Raw genomic sequence first — 20,304 nt, forward strand, 5'->3', positions numbered from 1 at the left:
GCGCTGGTGGCGACACACTCCGGGCCACCAGCGCTCACGCCGTCACCAGACGGTCCAGCCTCCGTCCACCACGATCTCGGATCCTGTGATGTAACTTGCTTCGGGCGAAAGCAGGAAGTTGATCGCGCCGGCGATCTCCGCCGGACGACCGAGGCGGCCCATCGGCGTCATTTCTTCGAATTTCCGCAGGTAGTCGGACTCGAATTCGTGTTTCTCCACCTGGATCATTCCCGGAGACACCGTGTTCACCCGGACACCCATCGGCGCGGCAGCGACGGCGAGCTCCCGGGAGAGCATCCTGAGCGCCCCCTTCGATGCCGCGTAGGAGACGTCTCTCGTCGGGCCTTCTGCCGACGACGCCGGGAATCGATCGGCGTACAGCCGGTTGTTCAACGCCACCATCCCGTAAACGGACGCCACGTTGACGATCGCGCCGCCCGACTCCGACATCCGTTCGATGGCTTCGAAGGCGAGAAAAGCCGCGGACTCGAGGTTCAGCGAGAAGTTGCCCTGCCATTTCTTCAGATCCTGGTCGAACAGCGGCGCAAGGTTCGAGTCACCGGCGTTGTTCACCAACGCGCTCAGACACGACTCCTGGACGTCGACCACCTCGAAGATCTTCTCACGCCCCTCGACGGTGGTGATGTCAGCCGGAACCGGAACCGCCTTCCCGCCACGTCCGGTGATGCATTCGACCGTCTCATCGAGTTTTTCCTTGCGGCGCCCGACCACGAGGCACTCGTAACCGGATTCGGACAGGCGGATTGCTGTCGCGCGCCCGATCCCGGTTCCACCACCGGTGACCACGGCCAACCGCCCGCGATCGACTCCCATGATTCCTCCTCCGGTTGGTCAGCGGCTCGCACGCTGACGCAGCGTTCCGAACCAGCCTTCGATCTCCTCGGAGACCCGCTTCAACTCCACCAACGGGAACTTGTCCGCTCGTTCGGCCATCCGGCCCAGGTCCTTCCATCCGGCCCCGCTCAACACGAGTACCGGGTGGTCTCCAGCCCCCACACGGTCTTCAGCGATGTCGCGGACGAGCGAAGCCAACGAGGCAGCGGACGCCGGTTCGACGAAGATGCCTTCGGTTTCGGCCAACAGCTGTTGCGCGGCAAGAATCGCATCGTCGTCCGCTGCGGTTCCCCACCCATCCGACGACTTCACGGCCAGCGCGGCGACGATCCCGTCCGGCGGCTGGGGGATTTGGAGTGCGGAGATGTCGCAGTGGCACGCCGGAACCTGCGGTTCGGGGATCTCCTGCCGCAGGAATTCCACGATCGGCGCGCATCCCGTCGGCTGACAAGCAATCACCTTTGTCGGCATCGTGCGCCTCGCGAGACCACGAGCGATCGCGGTCAACAGTCCGCCGCCACCGGTTGGCACATACACGTGGCTCATCGTGGGCGCCTGTTCGGCCAACTCGTAGGCAAGGGTGTCGATACCGCGCATGCCATCCGGGTTGTAGGCGTGCGCGGTGACTCCGAGGTACAGGTCGAACCGATCGGCAGCGGCCCTGACCTGCTCCAGCAGATCCTTGTCGCTGTTGGACTTCGACTGACGTCCGACCCCGTCGACGGCGACGACGCCTATCCCGTATGGCGCCAGTGGTAACCGCTTTTCCGGCGGTGCCGATGCCACGAGGCACAGGAACCCGGGAAGCCGCGCACGCACACCGTACGCCGCCATGGCCAGGCCCGCGTTACCTGACGAAGTGGCTATCCACCCTGGGTTGCCGCGGTCGAGGGCGAGCGACATGGACATCGCCGCCACCCGATCCTTGTATGAACCGGTCGGGTTCTGCGACTCCATTTTCGCTGACAGTCGCTCGATGCCCAGCTGTCGAGCGAGCGTGGTGAGCTCCAGCAGCGGAGTATCACCGGCCCCCAACTCGACGAAATCGTCGACCGGGGGCAGCTCGGCAGCGAACCTGCTCATTCCCCTAGGCATCGAGCCCGTCCCCCAAATGCGCCAGCACGTACAGCACGTCTTCCGGCTGCACTCTCGATCGTCTCCTCAGGAACATGACGATCCCCGGCGAGTGGGCCCGGACGATTTCCAGCAACTGTCCGGAATAGGAAAAGACCCTGCCGATCTCCTCACCGGAGCCCACCGCTGTGCCCGCCGACGTGGCAGTGACGAAGAAGCCATAGTGAGCGGACTGCGCACCGTCGTCGAGATCGCCTTCTCCGTGCACCCAGCGCGGACGGACCGGGCTGCCGCCGGCGGCACGCGTCGTCATGCCCATATCGGCCATGACGGCGAGCACTCCTTGCACGTAAGCCTCGAGCTCCGTCGTCCTGATTTCGCCCCCACCACCGCATTCCGCGTATATCGCCGGAATGCCGAGTGCGGCCGCCGCCGCCAGACTTCTGCCCGGCGCCGTCTTGGGATGCATCCATACCAAAGGCGCGCCGAACGTTTCGGCGGCATGCCGTGATCGTTCGGCCGTCCCGTTGTCGGCCCCGAACCCGCAGAACAACGGCATGCTGTACCGCACACCGGCCGAATGGAGGTCGATCAACAGGTCCGCGCCCTGGATGACGCTCTGCGTCAGGGAAAGGGCGAGTTCGTCCGTTGGCGTGCCGTGTTGCCTCCCGGGAAAGACGCGCGCCAGGTTTTCGCCGTCCAGCGGCCCCGTCCTCGACTGTGCCGCCCAGGCAAGGGGGTTCGCCGGAGCAACGGCACGCACCGCTCCGGCGAAGGGCGACTCCTCGAGCACGTCGACCAACCGGTGAACGGCCAGCACACCTTCGTCTTCGTCACCGTGCACCCCGCCCAGCAGGGCCAGAGTCGGGCCAGGCTGCTCGCTGGTCAACGTGACGAGAGTGGCGCCCCCTTCCAGTCGAGTCCGGTTTCCGCTCGTGCGCTCGGCCATGCTCGCTTCCCTTCCCGGAAGACCTTGCACTATTGAAACCAGTGTTTCACTATATGTGCACTGGGTTGATTGTCCAAGGATCAGTTGTGACAGACGTACTGCGGCAGCGAAGAAAGCAGGGCTCGCATGAAGGTTTTGGTTACGGGAGCGTCGGGTCGGGTCGGTGCGAACATGGTCCGGCGGCTCACCGCGGCCGGTGCCGAGGTACGCGCGATGATCCCGCCGGGCGACCCGCAGGCGCCGAAACTCGCGGCCTTCCCGCAGGTGCAGGTGGTCGAGGCGGATCTCGGGGACCAGGCCGCCATCAACGTGGCGTGCAAAGGCGTCACGCATATCGTGCACCTCGCCGCGCAACTCATGCGCGGGGACACCCCGGTGGACAGGTTCTACGACATCAATGCCTTCGGGACATTGCGCCTGCTGGAAGGTGCGGTGCAATGCGGCAACCGGTTGGAAAGGTTCGTGCTCACGAGTTCGGATGGCACCTATCGCCCCGGCGCCCCGCCCGCCGTTCCGCTGACGGAGGACGTACCACAATTGCCCGGCGACTACTACGGTACGGGCAAACTCATCGGCGAAATCGTGCTCCGCAATCACGCCGTGCAGTACGACATCCCGTTTTCGATCGTCCGGTTCGCGACCGTAGTGAGCCCCGAGGAAGCCGCGAAGATATTTCGGGTGGACTTCTGGCGAACCATGCTGGGCTGGCACCGGCTGGGCAAGGACTGCCATCTCTGGCCATTGTTCGACGGGCACCCCGAGCTGGCACCGATGTACGAGGCCGCGGTCGCGGATGCGGCGCCCGACACCGCCGTGGGACTGGCCGGACCGGGCGGGGAGCCCTGGACACTCAGCCTGGTCGACGTGCGCGACGCGGTCGACGGCGTGTACCGGGCGCTCACCGAGCCCGGAGCCCTCGGCAGGGCTTTCAACATCGCGGCGGCGGAACCGACCCCGCACGACGAAGGCGCGGCCGTCATCGCGGACCTGTTCGAGGTTCCGAAGCTCATGGTCGAGCTACCCATCCGGCACCAGCTCGAACTCAGCATCGACAACGCGAACAGGCACCTGGGATTCCGGCCGCGACACGACTATCGCGACATGGTGGAGAGCGGTTTGGCGATGACCGGGACGGATTCCGAATTCATCCCGGCGAACGCCACGAGTGGAGTGGCCGCCACCTGGCAGCCCCGGTAACCGACCCGAACGGAGCCGGGTCAGGTTTGGCCTCTTGCTTGGGCCAGCTCGGCCGGTCGGCCGATATCCCGCCACTCCTCGCTCATCGACCAGAGGCCGATCCGTTCGCCGCGGCCGAGGCAGTCTTCGAAAAGTTCGGTGATCGGGTACAGCTCGTGCATCGGGATCCGGGCCAGCAGGTCCGGCTCGATCACGTAGATTCCCGCGTTGACCGGCCACGACCGGGTCGGCTTCTCGACGATGCGCACCAGCTTGTTCTCCACCGATTCGAGCACCCCGAACGGCACCTGGTGCTGGTACTCGCTCACCGCCACCGTCACGACGGAGCCTTGCTGCGTATGCGATTCCAGCAACCCCGGCACCGAGAAGGCCGTGATCAGGTCGCCGTTCATCACCAGGATCGGCGACGACGAGCGGTAACCGAGGTCGTCGAGCAGGCGCAGTGGGCCGCCGGTGCCCAGCGGGCGGTCGGGATCCTCCCGCAGGTACTCGATGTTGCAGCCGAACTGGCTGCCGTCGCCGAAATGCTTTTCGATGATATCCGCGAGGTAGTTCACGGAAATGAAGATCTGCTGTATCCCGGACCCCACGAGATGCAGTACCAGCCGCTCCAGAATGGGCCTTCCCGCGACGGGGAGCATCGGTTTCGGCATGTTCTTCGTCAACGCGCCGAGTCGGGTTCCCTTTCCGCCTGCCATGATGACGGCCCAGTTGTCGAGCTTGGGTGAGCCGACGATTTCCGCTTCGATGTGCACCCCGCAGACGCGCCTCGACGCGTCCGCGATGGGGACCTCCCGCAGGCGAAGCGCATGCATCAGGTCCAGCACCTCGGCCCGCCCGTCGGTGGGCTTCACCGTCACGACGGACTTCCGGACCAGGCGTTCCACCGAGGTGTCCAGGTCGTCACCGTTCAGCAGCGCCCGGTGTATGTCTCGTTCCGCCACCACACCGGTCAGCCTGTCGTCGTGGTCGACGACGAACACGGTCGAAACACGGTGCCGTTCGATTGCGGACAACGCGGTTCGAATCGAATCCCGCGGGCCGATCATCAGCTCGGAGAAATGAACTCCCGGTTTCGCTACCATTCGTTTGCTCCCTGATCGCTTGATCCCACACTCACCGCGACGGGCGGGGACCAACCAGGGGGCGGATTTCATCCCACCTGACCCCCTCGGTCCGTGGACCTGCACAGGCAGTCACACCGTGCGCCAAATCGCCAAAGGAGTGCGCGAAACGTACAGCCGAGGGGGTCACACCGGAGCTAGCGTCGAAGTTTCCCAGGGCGAACCAGTGCGGACCAGGGCGATCGAGGGAGCACGAGGACCATGGAAGTGGACTTCAACCAGCCGATTTCACAAGTCATCCGAGCGGCACGCCGCAGGCGGCAGCTCAGCCAGTACTCGCTGGCCCGCGAGCTCGCCACGGTGTCCGGCCGTCCCACGATCACCCGCGACCTGGTGGCCCGCTGGGAACGCGGCCACCAGATCCCCCGCCTCGGCACGCGCCAGTGGCTGGCCGTCGTCCTGCAGATCCCGCAGGAACGGCTCGACGTGGCGGCCGCCGCGGCACGGCGGCGAAGTCGGCTCGGCCACGCGGTCGTCACGGAGAACGCACCGGCGACGCCAGGCCCGGCCCGTCGCGCGCAGGGCACTCCGGCGCTGCTGCCGGTGTTCCGTTCCCGCGTCCAGGCGGGGATCCTCGCGGCGACCCTGCTCAACCCGGACCGCTCGTTCAGCCTCACCGAACTCGCCGAGCACGCGGGCAGTTCGCTGGCTTCGGTCGACAAGGAGAACAAGCTCCTCGAGAAGGCCGGCATCCTGAGCAGCCGCCGGGAGGGCACGATCCGCTTGATGCGCGCCGCCGGGGATCGGGGGCCGTTGGTGGGACCGCTGACCGAACTCATGCGGCTCACGTACGGCGTCCCGCAGGTCGTCGGCGAGGAATTCGGGTGCGTGCCGGGCGTGGCACGCATCGTGCTGGGCGGGGTCTGGGCCGACCGGTTCGCGGGCATCGCGGGCCCCTCGCCGGAGAGCGTCGAGCTGATGATCGCGGCGCCACACGGCGTGAACCTGGACAGCCGGGCCCTCACCACCGCGGCGCGGCGCACCGAGCAGCGGCTCAAGCGGCCGGTGCATTTCTCCGTCGTTCCGCTGGAGCAGGACATCGACACGTTGAAGATCCCGCGCCAGCGCCCCGGTCACCCGGTGGTCGAGGTCGCGCCGATCCGGCCGCGCGTCGCACCGCAGATCGCGGGCGTCGAGCTGGACGGCCATGAGGTCGTGCGAAGGCTGATGCGCACAGGCCAGCTCGAGCTGGTCAGCGGGCCGGCCTCGGCCAGCCAGCCGTTCCTGCAGCTGGCCAGCAAGCACGCCGCGGCGGCGGAGCACCTCACCGACGCGTCGCCCGATTCGGCGTTCGTGCTGCTGGCGCAGGCCGCCCAGCTCATCGGCTCTGGTTTGCTTGCGCAGCAAGGCCTTCGCGCCTCCGCGGCGGCACCGGACCACGTAGTCGGCACGGCGGTCGCCGCCCAGTTCGGCCACCAGTTCGCGCAGGTGGAGATGCTCCGCAGGCGCGCGCGTGAGCTGGACGCCCCGACGAGCCGCGACAGCCACGTCGTCCCGGCCGAGGCCAAGACCTACCTCGGCACGGTCCGTTCACTGCTCGCCGCGGCCGCCGAGGTCATGCCCAAGCTGGGCCTGTTCAGCTGAGGTGGCGCGATGTTGCGCACGGCGGCCCTCGAACTGGCCAGTGTGCTGACCCACCTGGTCCGCTATCCGACGGGCTTCGGCCAGCCCCAGCCCGTCGCCCCGGCCGGGGCGACGGAACTGCCGCTGGTGGTGCTGCCGGGCTTCGCGGACAACACCTCGATCTTCACCGAACTCCGGCAGGCGCTCGAAGCGCGGCAGGTCGGGCCGGTCGTGTCGTTCAGCTACAGCCCGTGGGTGCGCGATGTGCGGACGGCGGGGGCCCGGCTGGCCGAGCAGATCGAAACCCTGTGCGAGATCAGCGGTTCGGCCACGGTCGGCGTCGTCGGGCACAGCCTCGGCGGGCTCATCGCGCGCTACTACGTGCAGCGGCTCGGCGGGCACGTGCGCGCGGAAACCGTCGTCACCCTCGCCACGCCGCACGCCGGAACGCTGGCCGCCTGGCTGGCGCCGCCCCTGCAGCTAGCCCGGCAGCTTCGGCCCGGCAGCGAGCTGATGATCGAGCTGGCCGAGCCCGCGCCGGGCTGCACGACCGAGTTCGTCGCGTTCAGCGGCGACGCCGACCAAATCGTGCTGCCGCTGCGCAACGCGCGGCTCGAACACCCTGATCTGCGGGCGCTGAACGTGCAGGTGCACGGCGCGGGCCACCTCGGCATCGCGTCGCATCGGCAGGTCATCGAGGAGATCTGCGCGCTGTTCGAGCCGGTGCGCGCGCCGGCGGTGCCGATGTCGCGGACCGCTTGACCGGTTCGCGACACCCACCTTAGAATTTTTCACTGAACGAATCGTCCGTACCAACTAGAGAAACTCCTGCAGCGTCAGGCGGTCACGAACATGCACACATCCCTCCCCCGCCGGACGTTGGCGATCCTGAGAGCGGCCGCGGCCGGTCGCGTGGAAATGACCTGCAGCTGCGAGCCCGACCTGTACGTCGACGGCCTCGCGTGCTGCGACCAGACGACGGGGCGGCTGCTCGCCCACGCCGGCCTCATCCGGCCCGCGCGCCCCGGCTCGCTCGGCCAGCGCGTCCCGGTGCGGCTCACCGCGGCTGGCCACGCGGCCCTGCAGGCCACCCCGGAGGCGGCCTGACCCCCGAAAAGCCCCTGGCCCGCAACGGCTCGCGGGCGCCACGGACCCCGTAACCGCTGGTGGAGCGAGGCTGCTGTACCCTCTTCCACGGAGGATTGGCCGAGCGGCCTAAGGCGCACGATTGGAAATCGTGTTGGGTGTAACAGCCCTCACGGGTTCGAATCCCGTATCCTCCGCCGTTGAACAGGCAGAACGCCGGGCTTCCCGCTTTGAGGGGCCCGGCGTTTTCCGTGAGGGCGCCGTGGCCGCGGTCACACGGGGTGCCGCCGCGATTCTCCTTACGCGGCTGGGGAATCACCAACCCGCGAATGTGCAAGATGGACGGTGGGGCCCTTCGACCCTATGGCCGCGCCCGTTGCCGGGGTGACCCTGAATCCGGGACACCGCTGGGAAACCGGGTGATCAGATGACGGACCGGGTCGAGAACAGGCAGGAAACACGCACCGGGCTCCTCGCGCGGATCGGGACCGCGTGCGCCACCCACCACTGGCCGGTGATCATCGTGTGGCTGGTGGTGCTCGCCGGCGCGACGGCGGCCAACTCGGCCTTCGGTGGCACCTACAGCGACGATTTCACCTTGCCCAGCGCGGAATCCGGGCAGGGCAGCGCGGTACTCACCGCGCACGGCATCGTCGGCGGGTCCACGTCGGCACGACTGGTCTTCACCACGGACTCGGGCGCGCTCGCGAGCCGCAGCAGCGCGATCGAGGACGCTGTCGCGCAGGTCCGCACCGTGCCGCACGTCGTGTCGGTGTCCGATCCGCTCAGCCCCGCCACCACCTCGGGCAGTGGCCAGATCGCCTACGCGAGCATCCAGTTCGACGACAAACCCACGGCACTGGGTTCGAGTCTCGTCGACGGCATCGACCGGGCCACCGACCCGGTCCGCGCGACAGGCGTCGACGTCGACTACAGCGGCACGCTCGGCAAGGCGGCCGAGCCGGGCACCGGCGACCTGCGCTCCGAGCTGATCGGCATCGTCATCGCGCTGCTCGTCCTGCTCGTCGCGTTCGGCAGCGTGTTCGCCGCGGGCCTGCCGATCGTCACCTCGATCATCGGCGTCGCGGTGGGGCTCGGCGTGCTCGGCCTCCTCGCGAGCGCGATCACCTTCGCCACGGCCTCGCCGACGCTGGCGATCATGATCGGCCTCGGCGTCGGGATCGACTACGCGCTCTTCCTCACCACCAGATTCCGCCAGCTCGTACTCGACGGCGTCGAGCCGAACCAGGCCGCGGGCCGCACCGTCGCGACCAGCGGCCGGTCGGTGCTCATCGCGGCGACGACCGTGGTGATCGCGCTGATGGGGCTGTTCACCATCGGCGTCGGGTTCATCGGGAAACTCGGCCTCGCCGCCGCCATCACCGTGGTGGTCGCCGGGATCGCCGCGACGACGCTGGTACCCGCCCTGCTCGGCCTGGCAGGGCGCCGCATCGACAAGTGGCACGTCCGCCGCCCGGTCGCCGAGCAGTCCGCGGACGGGACCGAGACCGGCTGGCACCGGTACGCGGTGCGGATCGACAAGCACCCGTGGCGGTTCCTCTGCGGCGGGGTCCTGGTCGCGGCGGTGCTCGCCATCCCCGCGTTTTCCATGCAGCTAGGGCACATCGACGAGGGCGCGGACCCGCCGGGCAGCACCACCCGCGAGGCCTACGACGCGATCAGCGCGGGCTTCGGGCCCGGCGTCAACGGGCAGTTCACGGTGGTCGTCGTGCCCCGCGATCCCACCCAGCCCGGCACGCTCGCGAGCGACACGCAGCAGGCGCTCGCCCGCACGCCCGGCGTCGCGAGCGCGACCCCGTTGTCCCCCAGCAAGGACAACGCGCTCCTGCTGTCCACGGTCACGCCCACGACCAGCCCGCAGGACACGGCGACCGACGAGCTGCTGACCACCTTGCGCACGGAAACCCTGCCGCCGGTGACAACCGGTTCGACGACCTACGTGACCGGGATGACCGCGGGTCAGCTCGACTTCCGCGACATCGTCGCCGACCGGCTGCCCGCGATCATCGGTGTCGTGGTGGCCGCCGCGTTCGTGTTGCTGCTGCTGTCCTTCCGCAGTCCCGTGCTGGCGCTCAAGGCCGCGGTGCTCAACCTGCTCTCGATCGCCGCGTCGTACGGCGTGATCGTCGCCGTCTTCCAGTGGGGCTGGGGCGGTTCGCTGCTGGGCGTCGACGAGCCGGTGCCGATCGAGTCGTACGTGCCGATGATCATGTTCGCGATCGTGTTCGGCCTGTCCATGGACTACGAGGTGTTCCTGCTGTCCCGGGTGCACGAAGCCTGGAGCCGGACCAAGGACAACCACGCGAGCGTCGCCGACGGGCTCGCCGTGACGGCACGGGTCATCTCCTCCGCCGCGCTGATCATGATGTGTGTCTTCTTCGCGTTCCTCGCCTCGTCCAGCGTCGTGATCAAGATCCTGGCGCTCGGACTCGGGGTGAGCGTGCTCATCGACGCGACGATCATCCGGCTCGTCATCGTGCCGGCCGCGATGTTCGTTCTGGGCAAGAGTTGCTGGTGGCTGCCGGGGTGGCTGGACCGCGTGCTGCCGCACGTCGAACCCGAGCCCGACTCCCCGGAACCCCTCGAACCCGCCCGATAGCAACCCCCGACAGGATGCGAGTAGGTTTCGGACATTTCTCACTCGAACGGTCTAGCGACCGCCCTCATTCGCGCATCACCGCTACCGATAGTTTGGTGCCGGCCGCCGAGCACGGCGGCCAGAGAAACCCGATGAATCCGAGGAGAAACCGCGCCGATGGCCGGAGTGGAAGAGATCCGTGCTGGGATCGCGATGGCGAACGAGAAGTGCAACGCCAGCGTCGCCGCCCTGCAACAGGCCGCACAGGCATTGGAGGAGGCACAGCAGATCCTCGGGCAGGTCACCCAGGGCAGTACCCAGCCGGAGGTGACACAGGCGCACGGCCTGCTGGCCGAGGCGGTGCAGGGCATCAACGGCCAGCAGAGCACGATCCAGGCTGCCGTTTCGTCGGCCGAGTCGTACTCCGCACGGCTGTAGATGTACTCACTCTCCGAACTGCATGCGCAACTGAGCGCATTCCGTGCGAAACTGGCTGAGGCAACCGAACACACCAACCGCGCGGTGGAGCTGCTAGATGAAGCTCGCGAAACGATCGTCACCGCTTTCGAGCAGGCGGAACCGTGGGTGCCGCCCGAGCTCGCCCTCGCCGAGGACAGACTCCGCCAGGACGTCGACCGCCTGGTCGCGGCCGACGAGCTGGTGAACGGCTACCAGGCAAGACTGTGAAGTTCGGCAAGTCGAACGACCAGCGCGCGCGGGTGCTCACCGCGCTCGGCAACATGCGCCAGCAGCTCGGCCTGGTGCTCGGCGCGGCCCGCTCCTCGCGGGAATCGGCCGAGACGAACCTCGCCAGGCTGGAGCTGCAGCGCCGGATCCTCCAGGTCGGCATCTCCCGCGCGGCGACCGACCCGGAGCTGTCCGAGGCGCTGCTGAACCCGGCCATGGCCGGGCTTCGTGACCAGCTCAACGAGGTGCACAACGCGTTCTACCGGGACGCCGGCACGGTGCCCGCCAAGCTCCGCGCGCTGGTCGAGGAGGCGGCGCCCGGTCCGGCAGGCCAACCGCCGAGCAGCTGGCTCGGCCGGATCGGCGGGGAAAGCCTGACACCACCGCCGTTGTGGCGAATAGGTTCGTCCACATTGGACTCCACTGGTCCGTTCCCGGTGGCAGTGCCGCTGCTGGAGGAGTCGCACCTGGCCATCACCACGGCGCCCAAGACGAGGGCCGCGGTGGAGGCGATGATCGAGGGCCTGCTGCTGCGGGTGCTCAGCGCCATGGAGCCCGGCTCGGTCCGCGTGCACCTGTGGGACGTGGGGCAGCTCACCGCCGTGCTGCCGAACCTGTATCCGCTCAGCCGCACCAGCGCGGTGACGGTCTACGACCCGGCGAGGCTCGAGGACCTGCTCGACGAACTCGCCGGGCACATCCGCCGCATCCACGCGCAGACCATGCAGGCCGGGCACCAGACCCTGCGCGGGATGCGCGAGTCGATGGGCCAGCGCACCGAGCCATGGCGGATAGCGGTGCTGTTCGGCAACGGCGAGGAATGGGCGCGCGAGCCCTTGCGCGAGTTGAGAAGGATCGCGGGCGGCGCGCTCGCGGCCGGCATCTCGCTGATCGTGGTCGACCTGCCGACGGTGCTCGGCGGCGGCGTGGAGAACATCCGCCTGCTCGACGAGCGGCACGCGGTGACGAGCATGACCGGCTCGGAGATCGTGGTGGACCTGGATCCGCCGATCCCCGCGACGGATGCGGGGAGCACGGCGAGCAGGCTCGCGGAGGCGCTGATCGCGAGGCAGGGCGGGCCGCGCTCGTTCGCCGATCTGCTGCCGACGGAGCTGGGCCAGGAGAGCTCGGCTCGCGAACTCCGTGCCCCGGTGGGCTTTTTCGAGGGTGACCCGGTCGAGGTCGTGATCGGCGACGGCAGTCCGCACGCGCTCATCGGCGGCCCCAGCGGCTCGGGCAAGACGAACTTCCTGTACGCGCTGATAGGCAGCCTCGCCGCCCGGTACCCGCCGGACGAACTGGCGTTGTACTTGCTGGACTTCAAGGAAGGCGTGTCCTTCGCGGGCCTGGCGCCCGGCCGCCGCGACGCGAGCTGGCTGCCGCACGCGCGGCTGATCGGGGTCAACGTCAACACCGACCGCGAGTTCGGCTTGGCGCTGCTGCGTTTCCTCGCCGACGAACTGCGCCGCCGCTCTGCCGCGGCGAAGGAGCACGAGGTCACCGACCTCGCCGCGCTGCGCCAGCAGGATCCGGACGGGCACTGGCCGCGCATCGTCGCGATCATCGACGAGTTCCAGTATCTGTTCGCGGGCCGTGACGCGGTGACGAACCAGGCGACCGCGCTGCTGGAGGACATCGCCCGCCGCGGCCGCGCACAGGGCATCCACCTCATCCTGGCCAGCCAGGACATCGCCGGGATCGACGCGTTCTGGGGCAAACCCGCCGTGTTCGAGCAGTGCACGCTCCGGATCGCGATGCCGAAGGCGCGCCGCGTGCTGGCCGAGACGAACAATGCCGCGGTGGCCGCGCCGAAGTGGCACGCGGTGGTGAACCACGACTCCGGCGTGGCCCACGGCAACCAGCTGGCCCACGTGCCCGACTCCAGCGGCAAGGACATTTTCGCGTCGCTCCAACGAGAACTGTGGGAGCGCTACGCCGACGAGCACCAACGCCCGAGGCTGTTCGACGGGGCGCATTCGCCGATGCTGGAGCAGGTCCCGGCGTACGTTTCGCTCACCCCGGGCGGCAGGCCGCACGCGCTGATCGGCCAGTCGATCGACGTGGAGGACGCCGCGTGCGCCGTCGAGCTGTCGCGTTCGCCCGGCCGGAACCTCGCGGTGCTCGGCACGGCGATGGCCGAGGCACTGTCCATAATGGACGCCGCTGCCCGGTCGCTCGGCCGTCAGTTCGCCCCTGGTGACGTCGAGTTCGTGGTGTGCTGTCTCGTGGACAGGTGCGCGCCCGCGGTCGACCAGGTCGCGGACGGGCTCAAGGCCGACGGGCATCTGATCGAGAAGCTGCGTGAGGACGAGCTGACCGAGCGGATGCTCCGGCTGCTCGAAGAGCCGGCGGAACATCCGCGGATGTTGTTGCTCTACGGCGTGGACGCGGCGCTACCCACGCTCGAAGCCAAGAAACCCGGCGAACTCAAGAGCGGGCTCGACCACTTCCGCGCCGTGCTCAAACAGGGCCCGACGAAGGGCGTGCACACGCTGGGTTGGTGGCGCAGCACGGCGCGCCTGAAGGACACCCTCGGTTTCGGCGGCCCGGACGACATCGGCGCCTGGGCCGCGCTGGACGTGCAGGGCAGCGAGCTCAGCCAGTTCGCGGCGGGCCAGGTGGTGCACTGGTCGCCGCGTCCGGGCCGCGCGTTGTTCTTCGACCGCAGCACGCACGTCTCGCCGGAAGTGATGATCCCCTTCGACCGCCCGGAGCACTGATGACGTCGGCAGCGTTGCGCTACAAGGAGATCGTCGGGATGGCAGGCCGCGCGGCAGAGGACCTGCGCGCCTGGGAGCAGAGCGAGGCCGACAACCTCCAGGGCAGGATCGCGGCCGCCGCGACGGAGGTCGCCGCGGCGACGGAGCGCGAGCACCGCGCGATCAAGACGGCCCAGCACTGGTGGCGGATGGCGCGGGACAACGTCTCGCGGCTGACGTGGCTGGAGGTCGCCGAGGATCCGGAGCCCGCGATGAACGCGCACCCGTCTCGCCTCGACGCTTACCTCACCGACGTGAAGCCCCTGTACCAGGAGCTGGTGGACGCCGTACTGCGGCTCGGCTGGCGCGCCCGCCGTTAGTAATCCGACCGGAAGTAGGCGGATACCAACCGCAGCGGAGTTGCTTGGAGCAACCCATGTCCGCCGTGGCTGTAGTCGGATTAGTAACGAACGGCTCAGTAACGGGCGCGCAGCCGGGATTCGATCTCGCCCGCGGCCTCGCCGCCGTAGGTTTTCGCCACCCTGTCGGCGAACGCGCCACGGTCCACTGTGTACTCCTGGCCACCGAGCGACTCGAGCACGATCGTGGCGAGCGTGCAGCCCGCCTGCGCCGCGCGCTCGGGGGAAAGCCGCGCGTGGAGGCCCCAGAGGAAGCCCGCGCGGAAGCCGTCACCGATTCCTGTCGGGTCCACTTCCTTCGCCGGCACCGCGGGCACACGGAGAGACTCGGTCCCGCTGTCGATCCGCACCCCGTCGCCGCCGTGCGTCCGGACCCAGCAGCCGACGCGCGCCAGCACGTCGTCGGCCGACCAGCCGGTTCCCTTGAGCAGCAAGGAAGTCTCGTACTCGTTGGTGAACAGGTACTCGGCGCCTTCGACCAGGCCGCGCACCTCTTCCCCGGACATCGTGGCCAGCTGCTGGGACGGATCGGCGGCGAAGCGGTAACCGCGCGCACGGCATTCCTCGGTGTGCCGCACCATCGCCATCGGGTCGTTCGGCGCGACCAGCACCAGGTCCAGCCCGCCGACGCGGTCGGCGACCGGCCGCAGCTCGATCTCCCGCGCCTCCGACATCGCGCCGGCGTAGAAGGAGGCGATCTGGTTCTGCGCCCGGTCCGTGGTGCACAGGAACCGCGAAGTGTGCTGCGTCCGCGAGACGTGCACGGACTTGGTGTCCACGCCATGCCTGTCCAGCCACGACCGGTGGTCGTCGAAATCCGCGCCGACGGCGCCGACCAGGATCGGGGTGAGCCCGAGGCGGCCGAGCCCGTACGCGATGTTGGCGGCGGTACCGCCACGACGCACGTGCATCTCCTCGACCAGGAACGACAACGAAACCTTGTCGAGTGCGCCTTCGACCAGCTGGTCGGTGAAGCGGCCGGGGAACGCCATCAGCTGGTCGATCGCGATCGACCCGGTCACCGCGATCTTCATGCCTTCGCCGCGTCCTTCAGCGCCGCCGCCCGATCGGCCCTCTCCCAAGGAAGATCGAGGTCGGCGCGCCCGAAATGGCCGTACGAAGCGGTTTGCGCGTAGATCGGGCGCAACAGGTCAAGGTCGCGGATGATCGCGGCCGGGCGCAGGTCGAACACCTCGGTGATGGCGCCCTGGATCCGACCGGGATCGACCTTCTCGGTGCCGAACGTCTCCACGAACAGCCCCACCGGCGCCGCCTTGCCGATCGCGTAGGCCACCTGGATTTCGGCGCGCTCCGCGAGACCGGCGGCCACCACGTTCTTGGCCACCCAGCGCATCGCGTACGCCGCCGACCGGTCCACTTTGGACGGATCCTTGCCGGAGAAGGCACCGCCGCCGTGGCGGGCCATGCCGCCGTAGGTGTCGACGATGATCTTGCGCCCGGTCAGCCCCGCGTCGCCCATCGGGCCACCGACGACGAACCGGCCGGTGGGGTTGATCAGGATCCTGGCTTCGGCCGCGTCCAGGCCGAGCTTCGTCACCTCGGGCCGGATCACGTGCTCGACCAGGTCGGGCGTGAGCATGCCGTCGAGGTCGATGCCCTCGGCGTGCTGGCTGGAGATGACCACCGTGTCCAGCCGGACCGGCCGGTCGCCGGCGTAGTCGATGGTCACCTGGGTCTTGCCGTCCGGGCGCAGGTACGGGACCGCGCCGCTCTTGCGGACCGCGGTGAGCCGCTGGGAAAGCCGGTGCGCCAGCGCGATCGGCAGCGGCATCAGCTCCGGGGTGTCACTGCAGGCGTAGCCGAACATCAGGCCCTGATCGCCCGCGCCCTGCCTGTCGATCTCGTCGAGCGCGTTCTCCAACCGCGACTCGTACGCGGTGTTCACGCCCTGGGCGATGTCCGGCGACTGCGAGCCGATCGCGACGTTCACGCCGCAGGAGTTCCCGTCGAACCCCTTTGCCGACGAGTCGTAGCCGATGTCCAGGATCTTTTCCCGCACCAGCGCGGGCACGTCGACGTACGCTTCCGTGGTCACCTCGCCCGCGACGTGCACCTGACCGGTGGTGATGAGCGACTCCACCGCGACCCGGCTGCGTGGGTCCGCGGCCAGCAGGGCGTCGAGGACGGTGTCGCTGATCGCGTCACACATCTTGTCGGGATGGCCCTCTGTCACCGATTCGCTGGTGAACAGACGTCGGGTGGCTGTCACGGTGCCGTCTCCTCTCGGGCGGTGCGTCGCCTAGGGATCGGCAACCGCGCGGCCGTGTTACAGGCGGCGGTTTCTGGCCAGGACGCGCCGGTTCCAGTGAACCCGGACCGGCGCGTCCCGTCGAGCTTCCTAATTCAGCTGCGGTCGCCCGGTTTGAAGCGGACGATCTGCGGATCGTGGTCGCTCGCCTGTGCCGCGAATTCGGAGTTGATGTGCACCACGTCGTAGTCCACGTCGCGCGGGCCCTTCGAGGTGAGGATGTGGTCCAGCACCTGGGAATTGCCCTCGTAGACATAGCTGTAGCGCTCGTTGACCGGAAGCGTGCCGATCAGGTCGGTCAGTTTCCCGCCGGCGGTGAGCGTCCGCAGCGCCGGCGAGAACTGGTAGTCGTTCAGGTCACCGGCCACGACGACGTTGGCGTTGCGGTCCGACGCGAGGATCTGGTCCACGAACCCGCGCAGCACCTGAGCCTGCTTTCCGCGCTGCACCTCGGAACCGCGCGTCGGCGGCTGGTTGCGGCCGTGCGTCGGTTCGTCACCGCCCTTGGAGTTGAAGTGGTTCGCGATCACGAAGACCGTCTGCCCATGGAAGACGAACTCACCGGCGAGCGGTTTGCGGCTGTCCTCCCACGCTTCGTTGGTGGGATCGACGCGGCCGGGCGAAGCGGACAGGTGGGTCTTGCCGCGCTCCTTCACCACCGAGACCGCGGTGGTCGCGTCGCCACCCGGACGATCCACAAAGGATACTCGATTCGGGTTGAACAGGAAGCCGACCCGGATGTTGCCGCCGGGCTCGCCGCCGTCCGTCAGGTCCTGCGGGTCGATCTCGCGCCATTCGTAGCGCGGGCCGCCCGCGGCGACGATGGAGTCGACGAACTTCTGCAGGGTCTGGTCGGCGGCGACCACGCCGTCGCCGTTGCCCTCGGCGCCGTTGTTGTCCTGGATCTCCTCCAGCGTGACCACGTCCGGGGATCGGAGGTTGTCGACGATGCCGTGCGCCAGCTGGTCGAACTTCTCCTGACTGTCCACAGCGGACAGATTCTCGACGTTGTAGGTGGCCACGGCGAGCTCGTCACCGCGCTGCTTGCTGGTGACCTCCGGCTTGGTGTTGCCGGACTTGACGCCGCCGAGCACGTTGGCCTGCAGGCTGTAGCCACCGTAGGAGTCGTACTCGACCGGGCCGGACGTGACGCCGGTCAGCGTGTCGCCGGTGTTGACGACCGGGAAGGGGCGCTCGGCGAACGGGATCAGCGACTCGACCTTGAGCACCCCGGTGTTGTTCTTGTCGTATCCGGTGTAGACGGTGCCGCCGCGCGGGGTCGGGTTCTGGTCGGGTTTGCTGGTCACGTACAGCTCGTCGTACGCCGTCGTCGGGCCGACAACGCGGGCGTCGGAGATGCTGACGCTCTCGCCCTCGTGCGCCTCCCAGAAGTCCAGCGAGTACTTGGCCGGCTCGAGCGGGAGGCTCTCGATGTTGCCGCCGGGCTGCGGGGCCAGCGTGTCCGGGACCGTGTCCGGGTTGATCACAGTCGGTGTGGGGACGGCGTTTCCGCTCGAGTCGATGGTCCACTGTGGACCGGTGAGCTCTGTGGTGGACTGGTAGATCGAGTTGTTCGGGTCGTCCGGGTAGTACTCGCTGACCGTGCCGGTGACGGTGACCGCGTCCCCGACCGCGACCTGCGGTGTCGTGGAGCCGGTGAAGACGAACAGGCCTTCGCTGGTGCGCGGGTCGGCGTCGGGTTGCGAGTCGGTGAACCAAAATCCGCGCGCGGAGCCGAAGGTGCGCAGCGCGGTCACGATGCCGGTCACGCCGGTGACCTTCTGGCCCTTGAGCGGGGAAACCCTGGTGGTGCCCTGGATGTCGTGGATGCGCGCGGCGACCGGCGGGGTGCCGCCGCCCGGGGTCTCGCCATGGGAGTTGACCGGACTCGGCTCGCCTGCGGCGAAGTCGGCGGAGTTGTCGTCGGTGTCGGCGCCGGTGCGCGCGACCGAGGTGGTGTTGCTCGCGGCCGGCGCCGGGTTCGTCTCGCGGACGACCGCGCTGCCGTAGCCGACGAGGTCGTGGATCGTGGTGTCGGCGCCGCAGTCGGCGGCCGTGAGGCAGGTCAGCGCTGTCGTGCCGTGCACGAGGGCGACCGTGCCCGCGCCCGCGGCCATCGCGATGCCGCCGGAGGCGTCGGGCGTCGGCAGTTCGACGGTGCCGCCGGAGCCCTTCGACTCGCCGACGAGGTAGCGACCGCCCCCCGCGACGCTCCCGGTCAGCGGGGTGACCTGCCACTTGCTCGACGCACTCGGCGACGCGGGCAGGTACTGCACACTCCACCCGTCGAGGCTCGCCGGAGCCGCGCCCGCGTTGGTCAACTCGATGAAGTCGCTGGTCAGCGTGGCCCCGGAGTTGCCACCGCCGCCGTAGACCTCGCCGATCAGGAGGTCGGTGCTCGGCGCGGCCAGCGCGGGGGCGCTGACCCCCAACCCGGCGATCGTCACGGCGGCGAGCACAGCGAATCTGTGTGATTTCACCCTGAGTCCCCTCAGTCTCGATCAGTCGAGGCATCCTCCCCCGAACCAGTGAGGGCAGGGAAGACGTCGGGGTAACAAGGCGCAACAAAACGGTCGCGGTCACCCCAGTGCGGTGACGGCGACGGCGACACGTAGTCGGCCGGACAGATCGAGGCCGCAGTACGTCGACCCCCGAAACGACAAAACGCCCCTCCCCGCTCAACCCGGGGAGGGACGCTCTGCCTGCTCGAAGAGCGGTAGCGGTGGGATTTGAACCCACGGACGGGGTTAACCGTCACACGATTTCGAGTTCTGGATCTTGGTGTTCAGACGAGGTCGGTAGGGTCCGGCCGCCATCGGTCCAGCACAACTTCGCTGGTCTGCGGGCTGAGAACCTTGCTCCGAGCTCGGACCCAACCACGCTCGAACCGGTGGGAATGAGACCCAAACTGAGACCCCGCTTGGCTTCGACCCACCTCACATGCGACCGACAGCTTCAAGCACCTGACCTTGGTGTTCGTTGCTCGCGCCAACCGGTGTCCCATGCTGGCGGCAAGCGTTGTAACGCTGATGGACGCTAGCGCGACCTTGTGATTGCTGTATAGTCATAGACGTTGCTCCCCGCCGTCCTCCGGGACTGGCGGGGCTTTTTTGCAAGGGAGCACCACATGGGGGTGCTACGGGTGTGCCTGGTCATCGATTACCAGAACATTCACCTCACGGCGCACGATCTCTTCGCGCCCAACGGTACAGCGGTTGAGGACTGCTTAATCGATCCGCTACGCTTCGCCGAACAGGTCGTTGCTGTGCGTAGTCGAAACCAACGTGACGAACGCCAGAAGGACGCCTCAGTAACGGCCGTGCGGGTGTTTCGGGGCCAGCCCAGCAACCATCGCCAGTCCTTCGTTTACGGCATCTCTCAGCGACAGCGTTCGGAGTGGACACGCGACCGGCGAGTCACGGTGACCTACCGACCGTTGCGATACCCGCCGAACTGGCCTACCGACCCCGCGCAAGAGAAGGGCGTGGATGTACTCACTGCGCTCACACTCGTTCGGGCAGCAGCAAGCGGTGACTACGACGTGGCGATTCTGGCTTCACACGATACTGACCTCGAACCGGCACTCGATATGGCAGCATCCGACGGTCGCTGCAAAATCGAAACCTGCGGGTGGCAAGGTGCCCGCGTGCTGCGTCTGGGAAATGGCCGACGCCTTTGGCATACCGCCCTCAGCGGCGCCGATATGGTTGCGACGCGCGATCGCCGCGACTACCTGCCCCCAAACGGACTCAAACGTAACGGATTTTGAACGAGATCTGGGAT

17 protein-coding genes and 1 tRNA gene are annotated in these 20,304 nt (G+C 68.2%); 11 read left to right on the forward strand and 7 right to left on the reverse strand.

Annotated elements, in window-relative coordinates; all coding sequences use genetic code 11:
* Positions 1-42: 42 nt before the first annotated feature.
* Genes FPZ12_RS06765 through FPZ12_RS06775 form a run of 3 tightly spaced genes read right to left on the reverse strand, consistent with a single transcriptional unit; the run spans position 43 to position 2,878 of the window.
* Complete coding sequence (locus tag FPZ12_RS06765) at positions 43-807, reverse strand: SDR family NAD(P)-dependent oxidoreductase (protein WP_243769716.1); 765 nt, start codon at positions 805-807, stop codon at positions 43-45.
* Between the two features lie 45 nt (positions 808-852).
* Positions 853-1,938: a pyridoxal-phosphate dependent enzyme gene (locus tag FPZ12_RS06770; RefSeq protein WP_166462608.1), complete on the reverse strand. Its 1,086-nt coding sequence runs from the start codon at positions 1,936-1,938 to the stop codon at positions 853-855.
* A gap of 4 nt (positions 1,939-1,942) precedes the next feature.
* Positions 1,943-2,878, reverse strand: coding sequence for a succinylglutamate desuccinylase/aspartoacylase family protein (locus FPZ12_RS06775; RefSeq protein WP_144746617.1), 936 nt, complete (start codon positions 2,876-2,878; stop codon positions 1,943-1,945).
* Between the two features lie 126 nt (positions 2,879-3,004).
* Here FPZ12_RS06775 and FPZ12_RS06780 point away from each other — a divergent pair, with 126 nt between their 5' ends.
* Positions 3,005-4,075 (forward strand): NAD-dependent epimerase/dehydratase family protein, encoded by a 1,071-nt coding sequence (locus FPZ12_RS06780; RefSeq protein ID WP_144746619.1) that lies wholly within the window; start codon positions 3,005-3,007, stop codon positions 4,073-4,075.
* A gap of 20 nt (positions 4,076-4,095) precedes the next feature.
* Here the strand turns inward: FPZ12_RS06780 and FPZ12_RS06785 are convergent, their stop codons facing one another.
* Complete coding sequence (locus tag FPZ12_RS06785) at positions 4,096-5,160, reverse strand: nucleotidyltransferase family protein (RefSeq protein WP_166462609.1); 1,065 nt, start codon at positions 5,158-5,160, stop codon at positions 4,096-4,098.
* A 240-nt stretch (positions 5,161-5,400) separates the two neighbouring features.
* On the opposite strand from FPZ12_RS06785, the gene FPZ12_RS06790 reads away from it, so the two are divergent.
* The 9 genes from FPZ12_RS06790 (at position 5,401) to FPZ12_RS06830 (ending at position 14,213) form a co-directional block, all read left to right on the forward strand.
* The gene (locus tag FPZ12_RS06790) at positions 5,401-6,783 is read left to right on the forward strand and encodes a helix-turn-helix domain-containing protein (protein ID WP_144746623.1); all 1,383 of its coding nucleotides are present in this window, start codon (positions 5,401-5,403) and stop codon (positions 6,781-6,783) included.
* A gap of 9 nt (positions 6,784-6,792) precedes the next feature.
* The gene (locus FPZ12_RS06795) at positions 6,793-7,524 is read left to right on the forward strand and encodes an esterase/lipase family protein (protein ID WP_144746625.1); all 732 of its coding nucleotides are present in this window, start codon (positions 6,793-6,795) and stop codon (positions 7,522-7,524) included.
* Between the two features lie 156 nt (positions 7,525-7,680).
* Positions 7,681-7,869, forward strand: coding sequence for a hypothetical protein (locus FPZ12_RS06800; RefSeq protein ID WP_424923573.1), 189 nt, complete (start codon positions 7,681-7,683; stop codon positions 7,867-7,869).
* An 89-nt stretch (positions 7,870-7,958) separates the two neighbouring features.
* Positions 7,959-8,045: transfer RNA gene (locus FPZ12_RS06805), tRNA-Ser, on the forward strand.
* Positions 8,046-8,275: 230 nt separating this feature from the next.
* Complete coding sequence (locus FPZ12_RS06810; protein WP_144746627.1) at positions 8,276-10,468, forward strand: MMPL family transporter; 2,193 nt, start codon at positions 8,276-8,278, stop codon at positions 10,466-10,468.
* Between the two features lie 156 nt (positions 10,469-10,624).
* Positions 10,625-10,885, forward strand: a complete 261-nt coding sequence (locus tag FPZ12_RS06815) for a hypothetical protein (protein WP_144746629.1) — start codon at positions 10,625-10,627, stop codon at positions 10,883-10,885.
* Between the two features lie 84 nt (positions 10,886-10,969).
* Positions 10,970-11,134, forward strand: coding sequence for a hypothetical protein (locus tag FPZ12_RS06820; RefSeq protein WP_243769705.1), 165 nt, complete (start codon positions 10,970-10,972; stop codon positions 11,132-11,134).
* Positions 11,135-11,187: 53 nt separating this feature from the next.
* On the forward strand, positions 11,188-13,854 hold the full coding sequence (locus tag FPZ12_RS06825) for an FtsK/SpoIIIE domain-containing protein (protein WP_144746679.1): 2,667 nt from the start codon (positions 11,188-11,190) through the stop codon (positions 13,852-13,854).
* A complete protein-coding gene (locus tag FPZ12_RS06830) occupies positions 13,854-14,213 on the forward strand; it encodes a hypothetical protein (RefSeq protein ID WP_144746632.1) in 360 nt (119 codons plus the stop codon). Before FPZ12_RS06825 ends, FPZ12_RS06830 begins: the two co-directional genes overlap by 1 nt.
* Before the next feature lie 95 nt (positions 14,214-14,308).
* Here the strand turns inward: FPZ12_RS06830 and FPZ12_RS06835 are convergent, their stop codons facing one another.
* The 3 genes from FPZ12_RS06835 to FPZ12_RS06845 all read right to left on the reverse strand — a co-directional run bounded on the left by FPZ12_RS06835 (position 14,309) and on the right by FPZ12_RS06845 (position 19,001).
* Positions 14,309-15,286, reverse strand: coding sequence for a carbohydrate kinase family protein (locus FPZ12_RS06835; protein ID WP_144746634.1), 978 nt, complete (start codon positions 15,284-15,286; stop codon positions 14,309-14,311).
* Positions 15,283-16,482 (reverse strand): methionine adenosyltransferase, encoded by a 1,200-nt coding sequence (gene metK / locus FPZ12_RS06840; protein ID WP_144746636.1) that lies wholly within the window; start codon positions 16,480-16,482, stop codon positions 15,283-15,285. Before metK ends, FPZ12_RS06835 begins: the two co-directional genes overlap by 4 nt.
* A 134-nt stretch (positions 16,483-16,616) precedes the next feature.
* Positions 16,617-19,001 carry an endonuclease/exonuclease/phosphatase family protein gene (locus tag FPZ12_RS06845; protein WP_243769706.1) on the reverse strand — a complete coding sequence of 795 codons (2,385 nt, stop codon included), beginning with the start codon at positions 18,999-19,001 and terminating at the stop codon, positions 16,617-16,619.
* Between the two features lie 647 nt (positions 19,002-19,648).
* Between FPZ12_RS06845 and FPZ12_RS06850 the strand changes: the two genes are divergently transcribed.
* Positions 19,649-20,290 (forward strand): NYN domain-containing protein, encoded by a 642-nt coding sequence (locus FPZ12_RS06850; protein ID WP_144746638.1) that lies wholly within the window; start codon positions 19,649-19,651, stop codon positions 20,288-20,290.
* Positions 20,291-20,304 lie beyond the last annotated feature (14 nt).

Origin of the sequence: Amycolatopsis acidicola, from assembly GCF_007713735.2 — a bacterium.
GTDB lineage: Bacteria > Actinomycetota > Actinomycetes > Mycobacteriales > Pseudonocardiaceae > Amycolatopsis_E > Amycolatopsis_E acidicola.

Excerpts from the sequence above, each read along its gene's own strand:
- FPZ12_RS06830 (WP_144746632.1), top strand. The coding sequence starts at position 13,854 with ATGACGTCGGCAGCGTTGCGCTACAAGGAGATCGTCGGGATGGCAGGC.
- FPZ12_RS06825 (WP_144746679.1), top strand. The coding sequence starts at position 11,188 with ATGCGCCAGCAGCTCGGCCTGGTGCTCGGCGCGGCCCGCTCCTCGCGG.
- FPZ12_RS06795 (WP_144746625.1), top strand. The coding sequence starts at position 6,793 with ATGTTGCGCACGGCGGCCCTCGAACTGGCCAGTGTGCTGACCCACCTG.
- FPZ12_RS06800 (WP_424923573.1), top strand. The coding sequence starts at position 7,681 with ATGACCTGCAGCTGCGAGCCCGACCTGTACGTCGACGGCCTCGCGTGC.
- FPZ12_RS06785 (WP_166462609.1), bottom strand. The coding sequence starts at position 5,160 with ATGGTAGCGAAACCGGGAGTTCATTTCTCCGAGCTGATGATCGGCCCG.
- FPZ12_RS06850 (WP_144746638.1), top strand. The coding sequence starts at position 19,649 with ATGGGGGTGCTACGGGTGTGCCTGGTCATCGATTACCAGAACATTCAC.
- FPZ12_RS06780 (WP_144746619.1), top strand. The coding sequence starts at position 3,005 with ATGAAGGTTTTGGTTACGGGAGCGTCGGGTCGGGTCGGTGCGAACATG.
- FPZ12_RS06790 (WP_144746623.1), top strand. The coding sequence starts at position 5,401 with ATGGAAGTGGACTTCAACCAGCCGATTTCACAAGTCATCCGAGCGGCA.
- FPZ12_RS06835 (WP_144746634.1), bottom strand. The coding sequence starts at position 15,286 with ATGAAGATCGCGGTGACCGGGTCGATCGCGATCGACCAGCTGATGGCG.
- FPZ12_RS06810 (WP_144746627.1), top strand. The coding sequence starts at position 8,276 with ATGACGGACCGGGTCGAGAACAGGCAGGAAACACGCACCGGGCTCCTC.
- FPZ12_RS06815 (WP_144746629.1), top strand. The coding sequence starts at position 10,625 with ATGGCCGGAGTGGAAGAGATCCGTGCTGGGATCGCGATGGCGAACGAG.
- FPZ12_RS06775 (WP_144746617.1), bottom strand. The coding sequence starts at position 2,878 with ATGGCCGAGCGCACGAGCGGAAACCGGACTCGACTGGAAGGGGGCGCC.
- FPZ12_RS06770 (WP_166462608.1), bottom strand. The coding sequence starts at position 1,938 with ATGAGCAGGTTCGCTGCCGAGCTGCCCCCGGTCGACGATTTCGTCGAG.